Genomic DNA, 19,860 nt, shown 5'->3' on the forward strand with positions numbered 1-19,860 from the left:
ATAATCCACCGCTTTAAACTTTGGATGACCACATGTCCTTATTGTTACAAATAACCATTTTTCTAGGCGCTTCATTGGTTTTGGTTCCCTTACTAAAACGCTTTGGTATTGCGACCGTATTGGGCTATTTGTTTACAGGCATTTTGCTAGGGCCTAGCGTATTCAATATTGCCAGCGACCCCGATGATATTCAGGAACTGGCAGAATATGGTGTGGTGTTCCTGATGTTTATTATTGGCTTAGAACTGCGTCCACAACGGCTGTGGGAAATGCGCAAGCCCATTTTTGTTTTGGGTAGTTTACAGGTCGGCATCACGGGTATTCTACTTGCAATCTTGGCTTTTTTTGCCTTACAGCAAGGCATTGCCTCAAGTGTGGTGATAGGTTTTGCACTGGCACTTTCCTCTACAGCCTTTGTGCTACAAATGTTGCAAGAAAAGCAGCAACTCAACAGCAGTTATGGACAACAATCCTTTTCCATTCTGCTGTTTCAAGATATTGCCGCCATTCCTTTAATTGCCATCATTCCCATGTTAGCAGGTGCAGAATCGACTCATCATGGCATTGCTTATTTTGCTGCAATCATGGCGACCTTTAGCGGTTTGTTCTTATTTAGCCGTTATCTCATGCGTCCATTTTTTCGTTTTGTGGCTAAAAGTGGCGCACATGAACTGATCACTGCTGTCGGTTTATTCATTGTACTTGGCGTGGTCAGCATTATGGATGTGCTGGGCATTAGCACCACCTTAGGTGCATTTTTAACAGGCGTATTGTTGGCAGATTCCGAATTTAGACATGAGTTAGAAGCCAGTATTGCCCCATTCAAAGGCTTATTGCTAGGCTTATTTTTTATGACCGTCGGGATGAGCACCGAACTGGCAATCTTAATGAATACCCCTTGGCTGATTGTAGGCGGTGCATTGCTGCTCCTGCTCATCAAACTGATTAGCCTCACGGCCATTGCCCGTTATTTCCAATATTCTTGGCGCAATAGTTTGTTGTTGGCGACTTGCTTGGCACAAGGCGGTGAGTTTGCCTTTGTGGTGCTCAGTGTCGCACAAAGTGAAAGTGTGCTCAGCCAGGCCATGCTGCAACCACTGACCTTAATTGTGACTTTGTCGATGGTGTTGACCCCAATTTTATATTGGTTGATGAGCAGTCAAATTATTCCTCGCTTAGAACGTGAAAAATCGCCTGAATATGACGAAATTCCCGATACACATCACCCCATGATTATTGCGGGTTTTGGTCGTTTTGGACAAATTATTGCCCGTGTGGCGTACTTGCAGCATCTGCACTTTACTGCCATCGACAGCAATATGGATAAAATTGATTTTGTGCGGAATTACGGCGGTAAAGTCTATTATGGCGATGCCACTCAACCTGAAATTTTACGTGCCGCAGGCATCGAGCATGCCAAAATCTTTATTCTAGCCATTGATGATATTGAAGACTCAATGAACGTGGCACGGCATATTCGCCTGAATTATCCAGCGCTAAAATTACTGGTACGCGCTCGTGATCGTCATCATGTGCACTTATTGCGCGATTTAGGCGTTACCTATATTTGGCGTGAAACGTATTTATCCTCTTTAGGCATGGCCTATCAGGCTTTGCGCGATTTGGGCATTAATGAAAAAGATGCCTATAAAAGCATTGAGTTGTTCCGTGATTATGATGAACAACTCTTGGCACAACAGCAGCACATTTATACCGATGAACAAAAAGTATATGAAACCCATCGTAACGCTTTGGCAGAACTGGAACACCTGTTTGAAAGTGATGCACAAAACCGTGAAATGCCCTTGGGTGTCGATTTAAAACGCGGCTTGCATAGCAGTCATATTGATGTAACACGTGATGCAGCAAACTGACTTGTGTTTTACAATATTGCCACCATTAAAACAGGGTTATGGAGAATTTTATGTCTGATTTACGCCAACGCTTTTTTATTGAAGATAGCCCTGTTCGTGGTGAAGTAGTTCATCTCGAAGAAGCTTTGCAAACCATTTTGAAACAACGTGATTATGTGCCTGCGGTACAAGTGTTGTTGGGAGAAATGCTTTGCGCCACTGCCCTACTGGCCAGTACCCTAAAAATTAAAGGGCGTATTAGCTTACAAATTCAGGCATCTGGCACATTTAAATGGGCCATGGCGGAATGTAACCACTTGGGTGAAGTGCGTGCGTTGGCAGACTACGAACAAGACCCGCGCTTTTTAAGCGCTGAAGACAGCAGTACCGTCCTGAAAAGTTTGGTCAGTCCTGTACTGTTTATTAATATCGAGCCTGAATTTGGTGAGCGTTATCAAGGTATTGTGCCTTTGGACAAAGCCAATTTAGCTGAATGTTTAATGCAGTATTACGACTTATCGGCACAAATTCCAACTCGTATTGTGTTGGCAAGCAATGCCGAACGTGCGGGCGGTTTGCTGATTCAATTGTTGCCGCGTAACAGTGAAGAAGAACAACAACGGGTCGATGAAGATTTATGGCCGCGTGTGACCATGCTGACTGAAACCTTAAAAGCGGAAGAATTGACTGATTTAGACGTCAATGAAATTTTGTACCGTTTATACAATGAAGAACAAGTGCGTTTGCCTGAAGTGGAAGCCTTACGTTTTGGTTGCACTTGCTCCAAAGAGCGCTGTGCCAATGCCTTAATGCAAATTGGTGTTGCTGCGGTACGTGAAACTTTGGAACATCAGAACCCTATTACTATGGATTGTCAATTCTGCAGCACACAATATAGCTTTAGTGCCGAAGAAGCCTTAGGTTTATTTGGAGAACATCTCAGTTAAATGGCATGGTGAATACCATGATTAATATGTGATGTAATGCTGAAAATTCATCAAAAATGAGCAGTACATTCTGCTCATTTTTTATTTACGTGATGACCATCGTCAAAACCTATTATTTTATTACTTTTCATGTGATTAATTTCACAAAACTTTCATGCAATTACTAGAAAATACCGCGTAAATTGGGTATAAATAATCCCATATTTTTTTTATGCCTTTATATATTTTAGGCTGCTTCTTCTCTGGGATATTGATTTTATGAACACCCTGTTCTTTTCTCGTTTAGCATTCATCAGCGCGATTTGCTGTTCAAGTTTAGCTTATGCAGCCAATGCAGACCCACTTTTGGGCAAATGGAAAACATTAGACTACCGCACAGGTTTTTCATTGTCTGACGTAGTCATGAGTAAAGATAAACAAGGTGCGTATGCCGCTACGATTATAGAACTACGTGCGGTTCCTGGCGCACCGCGTTTGGAAAATTGCACACTCTGTACGGGTAAAAATAAAGATAAGCCACTGTTAGGTTTTGTGCCATTAAGTCACTTAAAAGCTACGCCAAGCAATCAAATTGAATTTTATGAAGGTGACTATTTAGACCCGCGCACAGGTAAACAATATAAAACTCGTGCACGTTTAAGCAGCAATGGCAAACATTTAACCCTTTATAATGTAGACCTTGCCACCAATGCCAGCCGCAAAATGACGTGGGTGAAATACTGATATTATTCCTCACCAATGCGATAAAAGCTGTGTTCTGCACACTTTTATCGGAATGATTAGATTTAAATTACCAACTCCATAACACTTATATCTTTTCCTGCCTGACATCTCACACTGCTCAATTTGCTTGTTTATTACATTCTTGCTATAAAACCCGAAATAGAATTTTTACTCTATTTTTTAAAATAACAATTTTGGGGATGCTGTTCATGAAAATAAATTTCAGAGGGATTTTTGCGGGTTTCGTTTTAACAACCCTCTCAAGTGTTGGCTTTGCAGAAAGCGATCTACTGGTCGGTAAATGGAAAACCATTGATGACCGCACAGGTTATTCACGTGCCGATGTCGAAATTCGCAAAAAGCCAGATGGCACTTATGAAGGCATTATCGTGGAAACCCGTAATATTCCGGGTGCAGAAAAAATGGTGATTTGTAGCAATTGTCCAGGTAACTTAAAGAATAAACCTTTTATTGGCTTGCCATTTATTTGGGGCTTTAAACAAGATGCTAAAAACCCACGTGAATTTAACCAAGGTCATGTTTTAGACCCAATTGGCGGTAAAGTTTATAAAGGCAAAGCTCGTTTAAGCGCTAACGGTAAGCGCCTCACCTTACGTGGCTATGTAGGTGTTTCAGTGATTGGTCGCAGCGTGACTTGGGTAAAATACTAATTCCAAAAACTAAGATATTGATTTACAGGGTTCTTTTTAAAGAGCCCTTTTTATTACCAAATTTTGAAACAATCCTTTTAAACACCGTACGACCGTTCAATCCAAAATATTGAAATAAAGGATGGCATTGAATAAAAAATAGACTAATATCTATAAGACATCTATACGCACAAGCCAAATTGACACATCAATATAACAGGCGTGAGCACAGCAAAGGGTTGGCTGAATTTCACCAAAGGAATACAAATAAAAGATTCTATTACAGCGTACACAGGCTAAATTAAAGAGAATCACTTATTGGATATCCACCAATTATTGATGTAAAGCAATCCCTCATTTCAGGCGAGCCAACTCGTTTGAATTCGATCAGAAGGAGTATGCCATGACCACTATTTTATATCGTGAAATCACTTCAGACGGACAGCACACAGAAATTATTGAAGAATTTACCCAGTTAGATTTAAAAAAATTTGCCGAAGCGTGTGGGCAAAGCCCTGAATGGGTCTTACAACTTTTAGAATATGACATCCTGCCTTCCCGCCCTGCCGAACGTATCCACCAATTTTTTGGTGAAGATATCAACCGTGCACGCCAAGCCTATCGGCTGCAACGTGATTTTGATGCCAGTTTTTCAGCTGTCGCCATGATGCTTGACCTGATTGATGAAGTGCAAAAATTACGTAAAGAAGTTAAACATCTGAATTTTCAACATAGTTAATCCTCACGCTCTAGTTGTGTGATTCATCACCTTGCTAGAGCGTTTTTCTTTCTATGCCCGTAAATTTTTTTGATGAGAATGATCTACACAATGAAAACTAAAGACTGCAACAAGAAGATTAAAAATATGTTTCCTGAGTTTCGTGATTTAATTCAGGGATTACGCGACAGCAATCCACATTTTTCAAAAATTTTTGAAGATCACGAACAGCTAGACCGTGAAATTAGCCAGTTAGAGCTTGATCCTGTGCATCAGATTAATGATGACATTGAAGCGCTGAAACGCAAAAAATTAAGACTGAAAGATGAAATGTATCACTTGCTGCTTAAAGCGCAAAATGATCAATTAGCTTAAAAGCTCATACAAGTCTAAACCGTACATCTAAATGCAATGATATGCAGGACACAGCAAGAAAAGGCAAAAAGCAAAAAAGATGGCATATTCAAATCTGAAGCTAGTGTTCAAAAATCTGCCATCTTGAGCTAAATGTCTGACTATCCTGCTCAATCTGTGGATAAGCTTATCAGTCCTATGGATAACTTTTGAGGTCTGTGGACAACTTTTAAATCAATACATTATCTTGTGACATATATTGGATGTGGAACTCAATTTATCACCACATCTGCAAGTCTATCTTCTGGATTATTTAATTTTAGTCAGTTTTTCGACTTCTTTAATGGTGCCTTTCACGGTTTGCTTAATGGGTTCATAGTCTAAAAACCAAAATAAATTCATGGGTTGGTCATTATGTTGCTGTGCCAACATATCAATCACACTTTTTTCACCCAGACCGACAAGGTGCCTACGATAAAAATAATACAGCAACAACAAAGTAGTCATCACCATTACCCCAAGCATGATCCAAAAGGCCTGTGCGTGTTTCAGCCCCGGCATAAACTCAAAGTTCATACCATACACCCCTGTAAATAAAGTCAAAGGTGCAAAAACTGCGGTAATGATGGCTAAAATCCGCATGTTTTCATTGGTCTGGTTGGCAATAGCAGAAAAATGCAGATCAATTGCGGTTTGCACTGCAGAGCGTAAGCGAATGGTATGCTTTTGAATTCGTTCAATGTGACTGGTCAAATCATCCAAACGTACCAAAATAATATCCTGCCGTTCACTACGTTTTTTGCCACGTAAATGTGGGTAGTTATCGACAATTTCATCACGCAATTCCTGCAAGGCTTCTATTTGCTCTTCACATAAATTTTCAACTTGCTGAAACGCCATATTTTCTTGCAGCAATTGATGCCAACGGGTAAAACGACGATGTCCCTGCAACAACTCTTGTTGCCAATATTCCACACGGCGGGTTAGCGGCATGCGAATATCCAAGTAATCATCCGCTACCAAATTCAGTAAACGCAACGTTAAATCTAATGGTGTTGCTGCCAGTTTGCGTGCTTTATTCTGTTCTTCAATCGGGCGTTGTACCGCTGCTTCCACACGTGACAAATAGCTTTCCATGACTTTATTGCCCTGTTCCCGCACACTAATCAAAATCTGCGGTGTCATAATAAAGCTCATCGGCGTAGTGGCCAGTCCAAAAATCCGTTCATGTTTCTCCCCGACTTGTTGCCCTGTTGCAATACGGTCTTCGGGTGTGATCAGTTTACGGAAAATCAATAAGTCATAATCATCTAAAGTATCAAACGCACATGGATGCTCTATATTTAAAATATCGCGCACATGATATTCATTGAGCGATAATTGACTGTACTGAAAAATCTCTTGTTGCCACTGTTCTGCACGGTTAAGCACATCATCACGGGTGCAATCAATCCAGATAAATTCAGGCTCAAGCCCTTCAATTGCCTGTTTTTGCACATAAATATTGGTTTTATGATTGGTATGCAGATAAAAATAATAACTTTGCATAGAACGGGCACTCTATTTCAGTTTTTTTGTACGGTTTTTTGAGATTTTAAGATGTACTCAGTTTAAGCATGGATCAGGCTTCTTTTCAAATACATGCTGTAATTTATGCCGCTTTTCATACAACAAAGATGGTTTGTACGATGCAACAAAATTTTTAGCATAAAAAAACCCGCATTCAGATTGAATACGGGTTTTTTGACCATTTCAGATCATCAACACAGCATTACGCTTGTTCGATATCTTTCATAGTTAATTTGATACGACCACGGTTGTCTACATCAGCAACCTGTACTTTCACTTCCTGACCTTCTTTCAACACGTCTGCAACGTTGGCAATACGCTCATTTGAAATTTGAGAAATGTGAAGTAAACCGTCAGTACCCGGAAGGATATTTACGAACGCACCGAATTCAACAATACGGATTACTTTACCTGTGTAAATTGTACCCGGCTCGATTTCAGCAGTTAAAGCCTGAATTTTTGCAACAGCAGCTTGTGCAGCAGCTTTGGTTTCACCAAATACGCGCACTGTACCGTTGTCTTCAATATCAATTGCCGCTTTAGTTTCTTCAGTAATTTGACGGATGGTTGCACCACCTTTACCAATTACATCACGAATTTTGTCTGGGTTGATGTTAATCACTTGGAAAGTTGGCGCATGCATTGAAATTTCTGGACGCGCACGTGAAATCACTTGGTTCATTGCATTTAAGATATGCATACGACCCGCATAAGCTTGGTTTAATGCAACTTCCATAATTTCTTCGGTGATGCCTTCAATCTTGATGTCCATTTGCAGTGCAGTAATACCGTTGGCAGAACCTGCAACTTTAAAGTCCATGTCGCCAAGGTGGTCTTCATCACCCAAAATGTCAGAAAGTACCGCGAAACGCTCGCCTTCTTTCACTAAGCCCATTGCGATACCCGCAACTGGTGCTTTCAATGGAACACCTGCATCCATAAGTGATAACGATGCACCACAAACAGACGCCATAGAAGATGAACCGTTTGATTCAGTAATGTCAGATACGATACGAATTACATACGGGAAGCGATCTGCTGCAGGAAGAACAGCTTGCACACCACGACGTGCCAAACGACCATGGCCAATTTCACGACGTTTAGGGCCAGACTCACGACCTGTTTCACCTACAGAGTATGCAGGGAAGTTGTAGTGCAACATGAAGTTGTCAGTTTTAGTACCCGATAAGGTATCAACCATTAAGGCATCACGTGTATTACCTAAAGTGGTGGTAACCAAAGCCTGAGTTTCACCACGGGTAAACAATGCAGAACCGTGCGCACGGTCTAGAACGCCAACCTGTACGTCAAGCGCACGAACGGTTTTGGTGTCACGACCATCAATACGTGGTTTACCAGACAAGATGTTGTCACGTACGGTACGGTATTTAAGATCTTCAAAGAGTTCGTTCAAGTCATCTGCAATGCCAGTTTCGTCATTTTCAGGAACGAATTGCGCAACGGCTTCTGCTTGAAGTGCATCTAATGCCGCATAACGGTCTTGTTTGATGGCAATGGTATAAGCTTCAGAAATTTTTGCTTCAAACGCTTCTTTTAATTTTGCACGAAGGTCTTCGTTTTTCTCAGGAGCAGTCCAAGTTGACTCAGTTGCACCAGCAGCTGCAGCAAATTCTTTGATCGCTTGAATCGCGATTTGCATTTCGTCATGACCGTAAAGCACTGCGCCTAACATTTGGTCTTCTGAAAGTTCTTTCGCTTCAGATTCAACCATCAATACAGCAGATTCTGTACCTGCAACCACAAGGTCAAGGTCAGATTGCGCCATTTGTTCAAAGTTCGGGTTCAGTACATATTCGCCGTTAATTAAACCCACACGCGCCGCACCAATTGGGCCACGGAATGGTGTACCTGCAATTGCAAGTGCAGCAGAGGTACCTAACATTGCAGCAATGTCAGCTTCCATTGTTTTGTCAGAAGATACAACAGTCGCAGTGACTTGAATTTCGTTGTAGTAACCTTCTGGGAACAACGGACGAATTGGACGGTCAATTAAACGTGAAATTAAAGTTTCTGCTTCAGAAGCACGGCCTTCACGCTTACCATAACCACCTGGGATACGACCTGCAGCATATTGTTTTTCTTGATAGTTAACAGTCAGTGGGAAGAAATCTTGACCCGCTTTTGCTGTTGGTTGAGCAACCACTGCAACCAATACAGTCACGCCACCCATAGTAATCATTACCGTGTTGGCTTGACGCGCTACACGACCAGTTTCAAGTACAACTTGGTGCTGACCAAATTGGAATTCTTTACGAATAATATTAAACATCGACATGTTTTATTTTTTCCTAGTTCTTGTGAACAATTATTCTCGTGGAGACCCCTAAGGTTTGGCATTCACAATACAATTGTTTAGGTAAATGACAAAGCTTAGAAGCCGACCTCACTCGAATGAAACACGATTTTTAAACACAAAGAAGGAGCGAATCATTCGCCCCTTCCACTGATCTAGCCAAGGCTAGATATACTTTAGTTTTCAGTAATACAGCATTCAACATGCAATAGTCCGAAAATAAAAGCTTAAATCGAATTAACGACGTAAACCTAAAGCAGCAATCAATGCGCTGTAACGAGTCACATCTTTGCCTTTAAGGTAGTCAAGTAACTTACGACGTTGGTTAACCATACGGATTAGACCGCGACGGCTATGGTGGTCGTGTTTGTGCTCTTTGAAGTGACCTTGTAAGTCATTGATTTGAGCAGTTAAAAGTGCTACTTGAACTTCTGGTGAACCAGTGTCGTTTTCAGCACGAGCAAATTTAGCAATGATCTCTGCGCGATCTGCGTTTGTTAAAGCCATTCGATTTCTCCGAGATGCTTAATAAAAAGATTTGATACCGATCAATTGATTACTCAATTGACTGCCGTGCATCACTACAGCAAGGGCATTATTTTAAGGCAAAAACGTGCCGATTGCAAAACAGAACGACAAACAAGCGCTTTTAATTTTGAGATGTCCCAATAAAAGTATGATTTATGCTGAGGGTGTACACATCATGTTAGGTATAAAGTACCTACGGAAAATAAATATACAATTGTATATGATTGATAATATGTAATATTTTGCCAACCACTTTTCATCTACTGGAATATTTTGCCGTTAAAATAAAACAGCCCGAGCATAGCTCGGGCTGTTTTTGCGCTGTAGTTTCTTGTCTTATTATTCTTATTGTTTTGTTTATTGTGGTTATTTGCGCGTTTTCGCGTCTTATTCTCTGAACATTCCTGTTCTTGCTTTCACGTCCTTGTGTGGTAGATTTTGCCACAATACCAAAGTGAAAGAAGTCGTATTTCTCGTATCTGTTTGTAAGCTTTTTCTTACAACAGGTAAGCATTGTCAGCATTTTGCAAATCACCCAAACTTACAGGCATAAAAAAGCCCTGTAGTCTCTCCCAAAACTACAAGGCTTAGCGGCTGTAAGTTTCCTCTTCTCACTCACGTCCTGTCAGTTCGCTGTCTTTCGACATTTATCGTTATTATTCTGCGATTATGCTCAACTATCCCTATTGAGCTTTTTATGTGAAGTCATCTTCTCAAAAAGATCTTGAAATCTCTATGCGCAAATTTCTCGAATCAATGTAAGCCATTTCGTACAAAACCATCTCTTATTCAGTTTTACTTAACAATCCAAAGCGTCATTAATTCTGGCTAATAAACCACTGCTGCGACGGGTACGAATCATCAAAGCTTGCTGCAAAGCTTGCGCATCAACCAACAAACTTACGACTTTTTTAGCACGGGTAATGGCAGTGTAGATCAGCTCCTTACTCAGCAAGTTTTTTGCCGCAGCATCCAACACCACAGCTGTATGAGTAAATTCAGAACCTTGCGATTTATGAATAGTAAGTACAAATGCGGTTTCAATATTTTTAGGTAAGCGTGTTGCAGGCACCCACTTATTTAAACTTGGAAAATATACTTCAAACTGGCGCTGATCATTCTGCTCTCGCATAAAACAGATGCCAATATCACCATTCGACAACCCCAGTTGATAATCGTTATAGGTCATCATGACGGGGCGTCCTGCATACCAATCGCCATGTTTGGTTTGTTTTAACTGTTGCAACAAGCGTTTTTCAATCTGCAAATTCAGTTGTTGTAAACCCAAATGACCATGACGAATTGCGGTTAAAATACGGTAATCATCAAATACATTCACCACATTCTCAACATGCGCTTGAAATGCTGTACTTGATTGTTCCAAGCCCAAAGTATGTGCTTTTAATACCGCTACATAAGCCTGATAACCATACATCAGCTGATCATAATAATGCGCTAAATTTTCCGCTGAAATTTGCCCATTTTGCTGAGGTAAATATTGCAGTTGTAGGGCATCTATTTCGACTTGCTTAAATTGAATTGGCTTTAATTCACCTGCTGCCACGACTTGCTGTTCAAACTCAGCCAAAACCTGTGCAGGAGAATGTTCTTGCTGAATAAACTTCGCCATTGCGCCAATTTTTGCACCTTCAGCAAAACGACGTGTGGTCACTAAATTGACACGGTTATTTGCGAGTTCAGGCACTTGCTGTAAATCGGCCAATACTGTACCGACATCGACTGAAGCCAATTGATTGGCATCGCCCAACAGAATTAAACGTGCCTGCGCAGGAATGGCAGCCAATAACATCTGTGACAGGCTTAAATCCAGCATCGACGCTTCATCGACCACAATCACGTCATAAGGTAGAGGTTGTTTAGCGTGAAAACGTGGCTTGCCTGTATTGCCTAAGCCCAATAAACGATGCAAAGTCACGGGTCGTAATTGACGTAAAGCATCGACATTAAACATTTGTAAAGCTTGACTATTCAAGGCATTTTGCAAAGCTTCATCCATCCGCTGTGCCGCTTTGCCTGTTGGTGCAGCCATCGCAATCCGAATATTTGGCAAAGCTTGATTAAGCACCGCAACAATATGCGCCAAAGTATAGGTTTTTCCTGTACCTGGCCCACCAGTGATAATACTTAAACTTTGAGTTGCCGCAGTCTGTAACGCTTTTTGCTGCTGTGGATCTTGCAATAAATTAAGCTGTTCGGCTTGTAATTCAAAGGACAAAGGCGGCTGCGCCTGAATCCGTAAAATATCGCTAGCAACCTGATGTTCCAGTTTCCAGTAGCGATACAAATACAAACGCTGCCCATCAAATACAAACGGTGCAATTTGTGGATCAGGATTTAAAGCGCTACGCTGCAAGTTCATGTGCAAATGTTGCAATGCCGCCACTTGTTCTGCGGTTGCAGGAATACAGCTATCCCCTTGCTGAATAGCATCGAGTACCTGTTGCATCAAAATTTGCGCTGAAGCATCAAAAGTGACATTGCTAAATGGCGGCTGACATAGGTAATCCATCCACGCCTGCATTGGCGTTTGAGCTGAATTTAAGTGAATATGCTTGTTTTCCACACAGTTATCCTCAAAGTTATCCACAGGATAAGCAATTGTTTTATTAAGTCGATAAGCTGACTTAGCGTTATTTTTTAAGTTCAAAGTAACCCAATATTTGATCTAGTTGCAGAATAAATTCCGCATCTGGCCGCCAATGACAAACCCCTTGCCCTGCTTGCCCCTGCATACCACGCAAATACAAATAACTGGCTCCACCCAAATGTTGCCGAATATCATAATCTTGCAAACGACTGCCCAAATAACGGTGCAACGCCACCAAATACAAGGCCGCTTGTAACCAATAACTCGATTGGGTCATGTTGTGTTCAAGGTTGGTTTTTTCATAATCGCGCTGATCGGCACCCAAATAATTACTCTTATAGTCGGCAATGTGATAACACTGCCCATCAAAATAAACCAAGTCAATTGAGCCTGTCAGATAACGCGCAGTAGCGGCTTCATTTAAATCTTGAATAGGATGTCCCGCATCTTCAAACAATTGCTGAATTGCTTGAATAAATAAGCGCTGATCTGCCAACGCCAAATAGAATGGAAACTCTGATAAATAATGTGCAGTAGATAAGGCGGAAAGCTGGAAAGTATCGTGCAAAGGAGTATTCAACACATCCTTCAGCCACTCGGTCATGTGCGCAAAAATATCTGCTTCCTGCACAGTCGCGCTGCCTTTGGCAGTGTCGAGTTTTGCAATCAAATCTACCAATAACACATCTGAATTAAACTCTTTGTCGTTATGAAAACGGCGTTTGACTTCTTCAAAAATGTCATCATGACTGGCTTGAAAGTCGATATATTCAAAGAGTTTATGTAAAAAACTCCCCGCTTGAGTACCACGCTGAAAATTAGCTTTGATCCATGCAATCGGTTGAGCCACCTGTACGATTTCCTGTTCCGTTTCGACAGGTTCCTGATTGATTTCGTCGGCAGCAGCAGCCTGCTCCTCGCTTGCCAATGCCAAAGTATCGCTACGCATGGCGGCAGGTAAATGTTGTGCCAAGCCACTAAAACTGGTTTTGGTTCGTGGATAAAAGCGACGCTGCGGAAAATCTGCAGCTTCAATCTTAATTTCTTGCACTTGTTCAAGTTGTAATGCTGCCGCCAATTGTGTCAGAGGTGCTTCATCACAGCTCCATGCTGCTGCAATTTCTGCTGAACTTGGCGCTTGTAAACGCCAGACATTTAAACCAGCAGATTTTGGTGCAGCCTCTTTTTTACCTTCTTTTGCAGGCGTAGGCTGTTTTAGCATCGCATAGACCCGATAACTGGCACGGGTGAGTGCCACATACCAAAGCCGATTCAACTCTGCCAAACGGCGCTCACTGTGCTGCTGCATTGCTGTGGCATCTATGTCTTTATGTTTAATGGCAATGATACGTTGCTCAATGCCTTGCTCTTCCTGCGTTGCAAACACCAAAGCAGACTTGTCAGATTTGGGCGGCTGATCTGCCGACATCAAAAAGACCACTTTAAACTCCAAGCCTTTGGACTGGTGAATGGTCATCAATTTCACGCCTGCCGCATTAGAAAGTTTTCGTTCAATTTCCCAATCGCGTTTGGCAGGTGATTCAACTTGCTGTAAATACCAGTAATACAGCATGTAAGCCCCTTGATGGCGTTCACTTTGACGACTCAGCAATTCGGTTAAATGGCGTAAATTCACCACATGCCGTTCATTGTCAAAACTGCGTTTTGCCACCAAATTTTCCCAAATTTTAAATAAGTTCAGGCAGTAATTCCATGCGGTTAAAAAGCCTTTATTGACCCACATTTCCCGAATGCAGTCGAAGTCATAAATAAACTGACCTAACCCCTGTTGCTCAAGTTCAATCAACTGTTGCAGGTTATAACCCAATAAACGTGTCAGTAAGGCACGCTTGACCTTGGCTTCATCATAAGGATGTAAAATTGCAGTTAAAATTGCCGCCACATCTTTGGCTAAAAAGCCTGTAAAAACACTGCGCTGGCTACTTCTATTGACCTGAATTCCAATCCGCTCAAGCTCGTATTGGGCTTGATCTAGCTTTTGATGACTGGTCGATAAAATGGCAATATCATCAGCTTGCAAAGCAACTTTGCCTTCAGAATGATCAAAATATAAATCGCCTGCGATACCTTGATTTAATAACGCGCGAATTTTCCATGCAATTTGAATGGATTCATCCTGATCATGTTCCACCGTCACCCAACGCAGCGGTGCAGGATTGACCTGTTGCCGATCCATTAAAGCAGGATGAGGACGTGAACCTGCAATGACAGGTTCATAAATCACTTTTTCACCAAAAGCGGGTTGGCGTTGAAATAGCTCGTCCACCACACAGACCAACTCTTTCACTGAACGATGATTTTGTCTGAGTGAATAAATGCGACCTTGCTTTTTCAGCACGTCATCACGGGCATTGTTATAGGTCAGCATATCGCCACCGCGAAAACCATAAATCGCCTGCTTAGGATCGCCCACCATAATCATGCAACCGCGCGCATACCACTTCGGATTACGCCAAATTTGCGCCAGCATGTCGTCTTGATCTTGGTTAGTATCCTGAAACTCATCCACCAAAATCAGTGGATAACGGGTATGCACAAACTGCGCAAAACGCTGCCCACGTTCGCCCTGCAACGCTTCGGCTAAGCTGCGAATTTGTTGGGCAAAAGTGGTTTCCCCTTTTTGCTGTAAAAGTTGCGGTAAACGCTGCTTGACGTGTTGTACCAAATAGAATTTTAAATTGGTATCCACCAATTCAATTTGACGCTCAAAATTAAGTTTGGCATCCACAACTGCTTTAATTTTTCGGATTACAGGATGATCAAAAAAAGCATCTTGCACCTCTTGCGTACATGGCGCTTTCGCTTTGTTAAAAATTGATTTTCTGAGCTTACCGTCTTGGTTCAAATATAGTGCAAAGACCGCATTAAACAATGCGGCAAGATGTGAATTAAAATAATGTTCTAAAGGGCTGTGCTTAATTTTTTCAATCAGTTTTGGCAAAGTCACTGTAAATAGTGGCTGCAACCCCTTCTTATCACTCCCCGCGACATAATGGGAAAAATTAAAGCTATATTCACCATCATAATATTCTTTTAATTCTTCAATTTGCGTCATGGTGATACTGGCTAAATTCTGCAACGCCTCTGCTAAATCCTGAACCTCCAACTGTGCCTGATCTATGCCTTGAATCTCTGCCGATGCAAAATTTAAACTGGTATTGACCAAACCCTCATAATTGGCTGCCGATTTCAACCGCCCACATAACAGCATATAGTCCACAACATGCTGAGGCTGTGCCTGAATCCATTCACGCAGCACATCATGCACCAATTGTTCGGTATAGACCGATGCTTGGTCAGTAATATTGGCGCGCTCAATTTTGCCACTTTCAAAGGAAAATTCACGCAATAATTTTTGGCTAAAGCTATCTAATGTTCCTACAAATAGCTCATCCAGTTGCGCACTCACCAACTTCAAACGTGAACTGGCATAGTCCAGTTTTAAGCGATATTCCTGCAGAACATTTTTGAGTAAAGGGTCTTGTAGTTGTGTAATTTTTTCTGCAAGGGCACGCTGATCTAAAGACTGGTTTAAACACTGATCGATATATTGTTGGGTTTCAAGCAAACGTGCACGAATACGACTTTTTAGCTCGGCTGCTGCGGCACGGGTAAATGTGGTCGCAATCACCTGATTAGGCAAATAATCTTTCAGGAAAATCCGCACCATCAAACTAGATAAAGTATAGGTTTTTCCTGTACCTGCCGATGCTTCAATCCAATGCAAGCCTTTGAATTGCATCTCTTGAATTGGGTCATAACAAATTGGGAATGGGCTAGATGAGTTCACGCAGATTCCCCTTGTTTTTGAAGATTTTTCGCAGATTCATAATTTTCAATGATGGGCTGATACAGTCGATGGCTATATTGCTGAAATGCCTCAATCAACAACGGTTCAGTTTCACTGTCTTGAAAAATAAATGACCAGTCTGGGTGATTTTTCTCACTTTCATCAATAAAGCTCCTCCTAGCACCGTCATGCCAATGTTTTACGAAGCTTTCCATATTCAAAACTTGATCGGACTGAGCTTCATCCCACTGAATTTCAAATTCTTTTTTATCTTTCATTTTTAAAACCAAAGCCGCAGGCAATAACACAGGATATTGCTGTGCGTGTTTCCAGAACTCAAACCACTGGGCTAAATACTCGTGTGCTTGCTGTGCATGGATATTGGCAAAATGAATCACCGCATCTTTACACACCACAATCCGCTCTAAATCTTGATGTTCTGTGTTCTGATAGGCCACCCAAAACAAATATTCCAACCACACTTCGGCATATTTTCTTGGTCTGGCACTCGCTGCCACCACGCTACACCAAAGCTTTGTCGGCTGTTCAGGCACTTGAATACGGATATGCAAATGCGGATTCATTTTCCAAAGCTGTTGCGTTGTTGTGGTTGCCTCGTCTGCAAATTGCTGGAGTGTGTCACGTAAATATTGCTGTTCTTGCAGTCCCGTTTGAAACGTGGCATTTAAGGTTTTACCCACAGGCAAGGTATCTTGCAACAAGCTTTCTGCATCTTGCTCGCCATGTTGCAGTAAAAAATCACGCACACTATATTTTTCCAAGCCATTTAAAATCAGCGGCTCGTGGTTCATTGCAGCAGTGTCGGATTGTAAATTTTCGACCCCAATCGCTTTTAAATAGGCACGCGCAGGGAAACACACATCTCGAATCCATTGCATACTGTCGAGTACCACCACGTCTTGTGGCAATAATGGATATTCACCAAACCATGCTTCGCGTGGTGTGGTTTCTTGCTGCATTTGTTTGGCAACCCGATACCATTGATCTTTAAAGCGAACTTCACGGCTTTCGGCAAAACGCAGTTGATCAAAAGGTTGCAAACTATGCAGGTAATAAAGAGATTTCAATTGCGCAGGAATCTCGACACCGTTCAAGTTTAAGCGTGAATCGCTAGCCCTATCGGGATGTTTCACAATCAATTCCAAATGCTGCACAAATTCCTGCACCAGCACGGATGGATCACGTACCTCACCATCGCTGACATCAAAACCGTTATAAAATAACCAAACACTGTCTTGCGCCAACAATAAACTGTCTAAAAACGCCCCCTGATCATCCTCAATGCGTGAACGATCTCCCAGTTGTGGTTTTAATAGTTGCATCAAATCAAAAGCCAATTGCTGATCACGACTTGGGAACACGCCATTGTCCAAATTCAACATCACAATCAACTTATATGGCAGCGGACGAATTGCACCAATTTGGCTAAAGGTAATGGCGCCCGATGGACTGGCTTGTTCGAGTTGGGTTTCGAGCTGGGCTGAAATTTCTTGCAGAATATAATCCAGCGGTAAGCTTAAATGACGCAAATCTTGACCCGACTGCACATCAAAATAACTGGCTAAGGTCAGCATACGGTCATGTTTTTGCACCAAACTAAACACCGATGCCAACACATCTACCCCTGCATCCTGAAACTCACTCAGGTCTTGCATCAGTTGTTTAAGCCAATATTCCACCGTTTTGGCTTGCCCCAATTCATGCTGAATTAGCCAATCACGGCGCTGTGCAAAATCCTGATAAATTTGAACCAGTTTAAAAATCAATTCAAAATCGCTACTTTGCACATCGGCATAACTTAAAGTGTGCTGAACCACGCAATGCTCTGGCACTGCAACGCCCAAAGCCAAACGATCTAAAGCAAACTTTAAGCTGAACCGATAATCTTGATCATCTGCACTCAGGCTGCGTTTTAAATGCTCGGCATCTAAACCACGTTTAAAACCTGCATTGGCCAACAACTCATTCATGCGCTCAATGTTGTTTAAATTCAAGGCATAACGCTGTTGTGTGGCAGCCAAACTCAACCAGTCGCCAAACTCCTCAAAGCTAAAACGTCCTTGTACTAGCGCTATACGCCCAACCACCGCACGCCAAGCATTATGAATGTCTAAAGAGCTGATGCCTGCAATTTGAATAGGCAAATACACACTATCTTGACTGAGTTGATGCCCTAAAGTAGCTTGATTCTGCTGTGCTTTTTGTTGTCCTTTCTGATAGAGATCACGCTCACTTGGCGGTGCAGCAAATACGCTGCGAATTAAAGACTCTTGTTCTTTGAGTTTCGGACTCAATACCAAAATATCACTGGCTTGGCGGCTGTCATCTTGTCCTAGCCATGCAATTAAACGATCTTTGAGTACCTCAAGCTGACGTAAACTTGAATGACACACATGAATTTGCAATGACTCATCGGCAGGATCTAAGTCATACGCCTGCGCGACTGGCTCAACCAAATTCAATACATCCGATTGAATTTTACCCAGTAAATGCTGCGGCTCTTCTTCAGGGAAAAGATCATACCACTCGCCTTCATCACCACTTGACAACGCCGCCAATAAAGAAAAGTGATCACGTGCCTGTTTACCAAAGCGTGTCAGCAAAGGATGATGTGACTCGCGCATATCGGCATTAAATTCGCCATTATATTTTTTGATATATGCAGCAATATCATCATCACTTACGGTTTTATTTTGACTTTCCATCTCACGAATAAAACGACTTTTGATTCGCGCATCCATGTTTAATTTCCACTTAGGATCGACCATGTCTGCCCAATATTCTTGCGATGGGTTGTAATGCAGAATAAAAATATCCATATACTGCGCCAAACGGCGGATAAACAGCAACTGACTTGGCGGCAAATCCAATAAGGTAAAAATCACCAACTGTTTGGGTAATTTGTTAATACACGAATTTGGATTTTCAGGCTCGCCCAAAGCTTGCCAAAATTGCAGATCAATCTCCTGCATTTTTTCAAAATCTGCATGAAAAATATGCAACCACAACCAACTTTGCCATTGCTCTAATTCTTCGGCTTGCTCTTGAGTAAATGCGGCTATTTCCAATGCCGCTTGTTTTTCTTCTTCGCTCTCAAAGTTTTTAGGGATATAAATTTGCTGCTTTAAGTTCAGGCGTTTCTGCTGTCCCCAAACCGCTAACCAATTGCTTTGACATTGGCAGACACCCTCGCAGCCTTTTTGGCAAAAACCACGATAAACCATGTAATTGCTAAATAAACGTGAAACTTTATCTGCCACCCAATACAGCATGTTTTGCTTTTTGAGCTGCTTTTCTAAACCCTGTGACAATTGCTCTGCGCTGTCATAAATTCGCTGAATCAAACGATGTAAAGCATGCTCGGCAGGAAGTGGGTTTTGTTCGTGTTGTATCCACGGTTGTAAGTCATAAAACACACGCCATTGCATCACAATACGCGGAATATTTGCCTGACGCACCCGATCTTTATCGTCTAAAACTGCCTGATAAGCGGCCCATTGAAAGGCACGAATACGATGATGAAATTCAGTATTGGCACTAATGCCTTTTTGCTCGGCTATTTTTTCCGTCAGCCACTTTTCTACTGCCACTGAAGGCACAATAAAATGCTGGGTTTGTAGCACCTGAAGCGGATTCGATGTCGGTTGACGTATGGTTTTCAGCATTTCATTGACTAAAACTTCTATACGTTGGCTTTGTATGACATGAATCGCCATAAGGTATCCTTTAATTTATTTTGAATAAGAATGTATTAAATGTACTAG

General features: G+C 41.8%; 12 protein-coding genes. 6 read left to right on the forward strand and 6 right to left on the reverse strand.

Translation table 11 applies throughout. From position 1 onward, the window contains the following. The first annotated feature begins 32 nt into the window (after window positions 1-32). The 6 genes from FTT71_RS04470 to FTT71_RS04495 all read left to right on the forward strand — a co-directional run bounded on the left by FTT71_RS04470 (window position 33) and on the right by FTT71_RS04495 (window position 5,266). Window positions 33-1,874: a monovalent cation:proton antiporter-2 (CPA2) family protein gene (locus tag FTT71_RS04470; RefSeq protein WP_154321101.1), complete on the forward strand. Its 1,842-nt coding sequence runs from the start codon at window positions 33-35 to the stop codon at window positions 1,872-1,874. A 50-nt stretch (window positions 1,875-1,924) separates the two neighbouring features. Continuing rightward, the gene (hslO, locus tag FTT71_RS04475; RefSeq protein WP_004975941.1) at window positions 1,925-2,800 is read left to right on the forward strand and encodes an Hsp33 family molecular chaperone HslO; all 876 of its coding nucleotides are present in this window, start codon (window positions 1,925-1,927) and stop codon (window positions 2,798-2,800) included. Window positions 2,801-3,058: 258 nt separating this feature from the next. Further along, window positions 3,059-3,523 (forward strand): DUF2147 domain-containing protein, encoded by a 465-nt coding sequence (locus FTT71_RS04480; RefSeq protein WP_004975938.1) that lies wholly within the window; start codon window positions 3,059-3,061, stop codon window positions 3,521-3,523. A 209-nt stretch (window positions 3,524-3,732) separates the two neighbouring features. Then, window positions 3,733-4,194 carry a DUF2147 domain-containing protein gene (locus FTT71_RS04485; RefSeq protein WP_004975935.1) on the forward strand — a complete coding sequence of 154 codons (462 nt, stop codon included), beginning with the start codon at window positions 3,733-3,735 and terminating at the stop codon, window positions 4,192-4,194. Window positions 4,195-4,576: 382 nt separating this feature from the next. Beyond that, entirely contained in the window at window positions 4,577-4,912 is a 336-nt protein-coding gene (locus FTT71_RS04490) for a chaperone modulator CbpM (protein WP_096901332.1), read from the forward strand. 90 nt (window positions 4,913-5,002) lie between these two features. Beyond that, entirely contained in the window at window positions 5,003-5,266 is a 264-nt protein-coding gene (locus FTT71_RS04495; RefSeq protein WP_131261090.1) for a YdcH family protein, read from the forward strand. Between the two features lie 288 nt (window positions 5,267-5,554). On the opposite strand, the gene FTT71_RS04500 is transcribed toward FTT71_RS04495, so the two are convergent. The 6 genes from FTT71_RS04500 to FTT71_RS04525 all read right to left on the reverse strand — a co-directional run bounded on the left by FTT71_RS04500 (window position 5,555) and on the right by FTT71_RS04525 (window position 19,812). After that, entirely contained in the window at window positions 5,555-6,793 is a 1,239-nt protein-coding gene (locus FTT71_RS04500; protein WP_179996333.1) for a magnesium transporter CorA family protein, read from the reverse strand. 223 nt (window positions 6,794-7,016) lie between these two features. Beyond that, a complete protein-coding gene (gene pnp / locus FTT71_RS04505) occupies window positions 7,017-9,104 on the reverse strand; it encodes a polyribonucleotide nucleotidyltransferase (RefSeq protein ID WP_171257431.1) in 2,088 nt (695 codons plus the stop codon). Window positions 9,105-9,365: 261 nt separating this feature from the next. Next, on the reverse strand, window positions 9,366-9,635 hold the full coding sequence (gene rpsO / locus FTT71_RS04510) for a 30S ribosomal protein S15 (RefSeq protein WP_004975922.1): 270 nt from the start codon (window positions 9,633-9,635) through the stop codon (window positions 9,366-9,368). An 820-nt stretch (window positions 9,636-10,455) separates the two neighbouring features. Then, a complete protein-coding gene (gene recD / locus FTT71_RS04515; RefSeq protein ID WP_218945015.1) occupies window positions 10,456-12,198 on the reverse strand; it encodes an exodeoxyribonuclease V subunit alpha in 1,743 nt (580 codons plus the stop codon). Between the two features lie 109 nt (window positions 12,199-12,307). Then, window positions 12,308-16,027 carry a UvrD-helicase domain-containing protein gene (locus tag FTT71_RS04520; RefSeq protein ID WP_180158804.1) on the reverse strand — a complete coding sequence of 1,240 codons (3,720 nt, stop codon included), beginning with the start codon at window positions 16,025-16,027 and terminating at the stop codon, window positions 12,308-12,310. Window positions 16,028-16,071: 44 nt separating this feature from the next. Next, window positions 16,072-19,812: an exodeoxyribonuclease V subunit gamma gene (locus FTT71_RS04525; RefSeq protein WP_180079868.1), complete on the reverse strand. Its 3,741-nt coding sequence runs from the start codon at window positions 19,810-19,812 to the stop codon at window positions 16,072-16,074. Window positions 19,813-19,860 lie beyond the last annotated feature (48 nt).

It is taken from the genome of Acinetobacter sp. YH01004, from assembly GCF_013420455.1.
Classification (GTDB): domain Bacteria; phylum Pseudomonadota; class Gammaproteobacteria; order Pseudomonadales; family Moraxellaceae; genus Acinetobacter; species Acinetobacter towneri.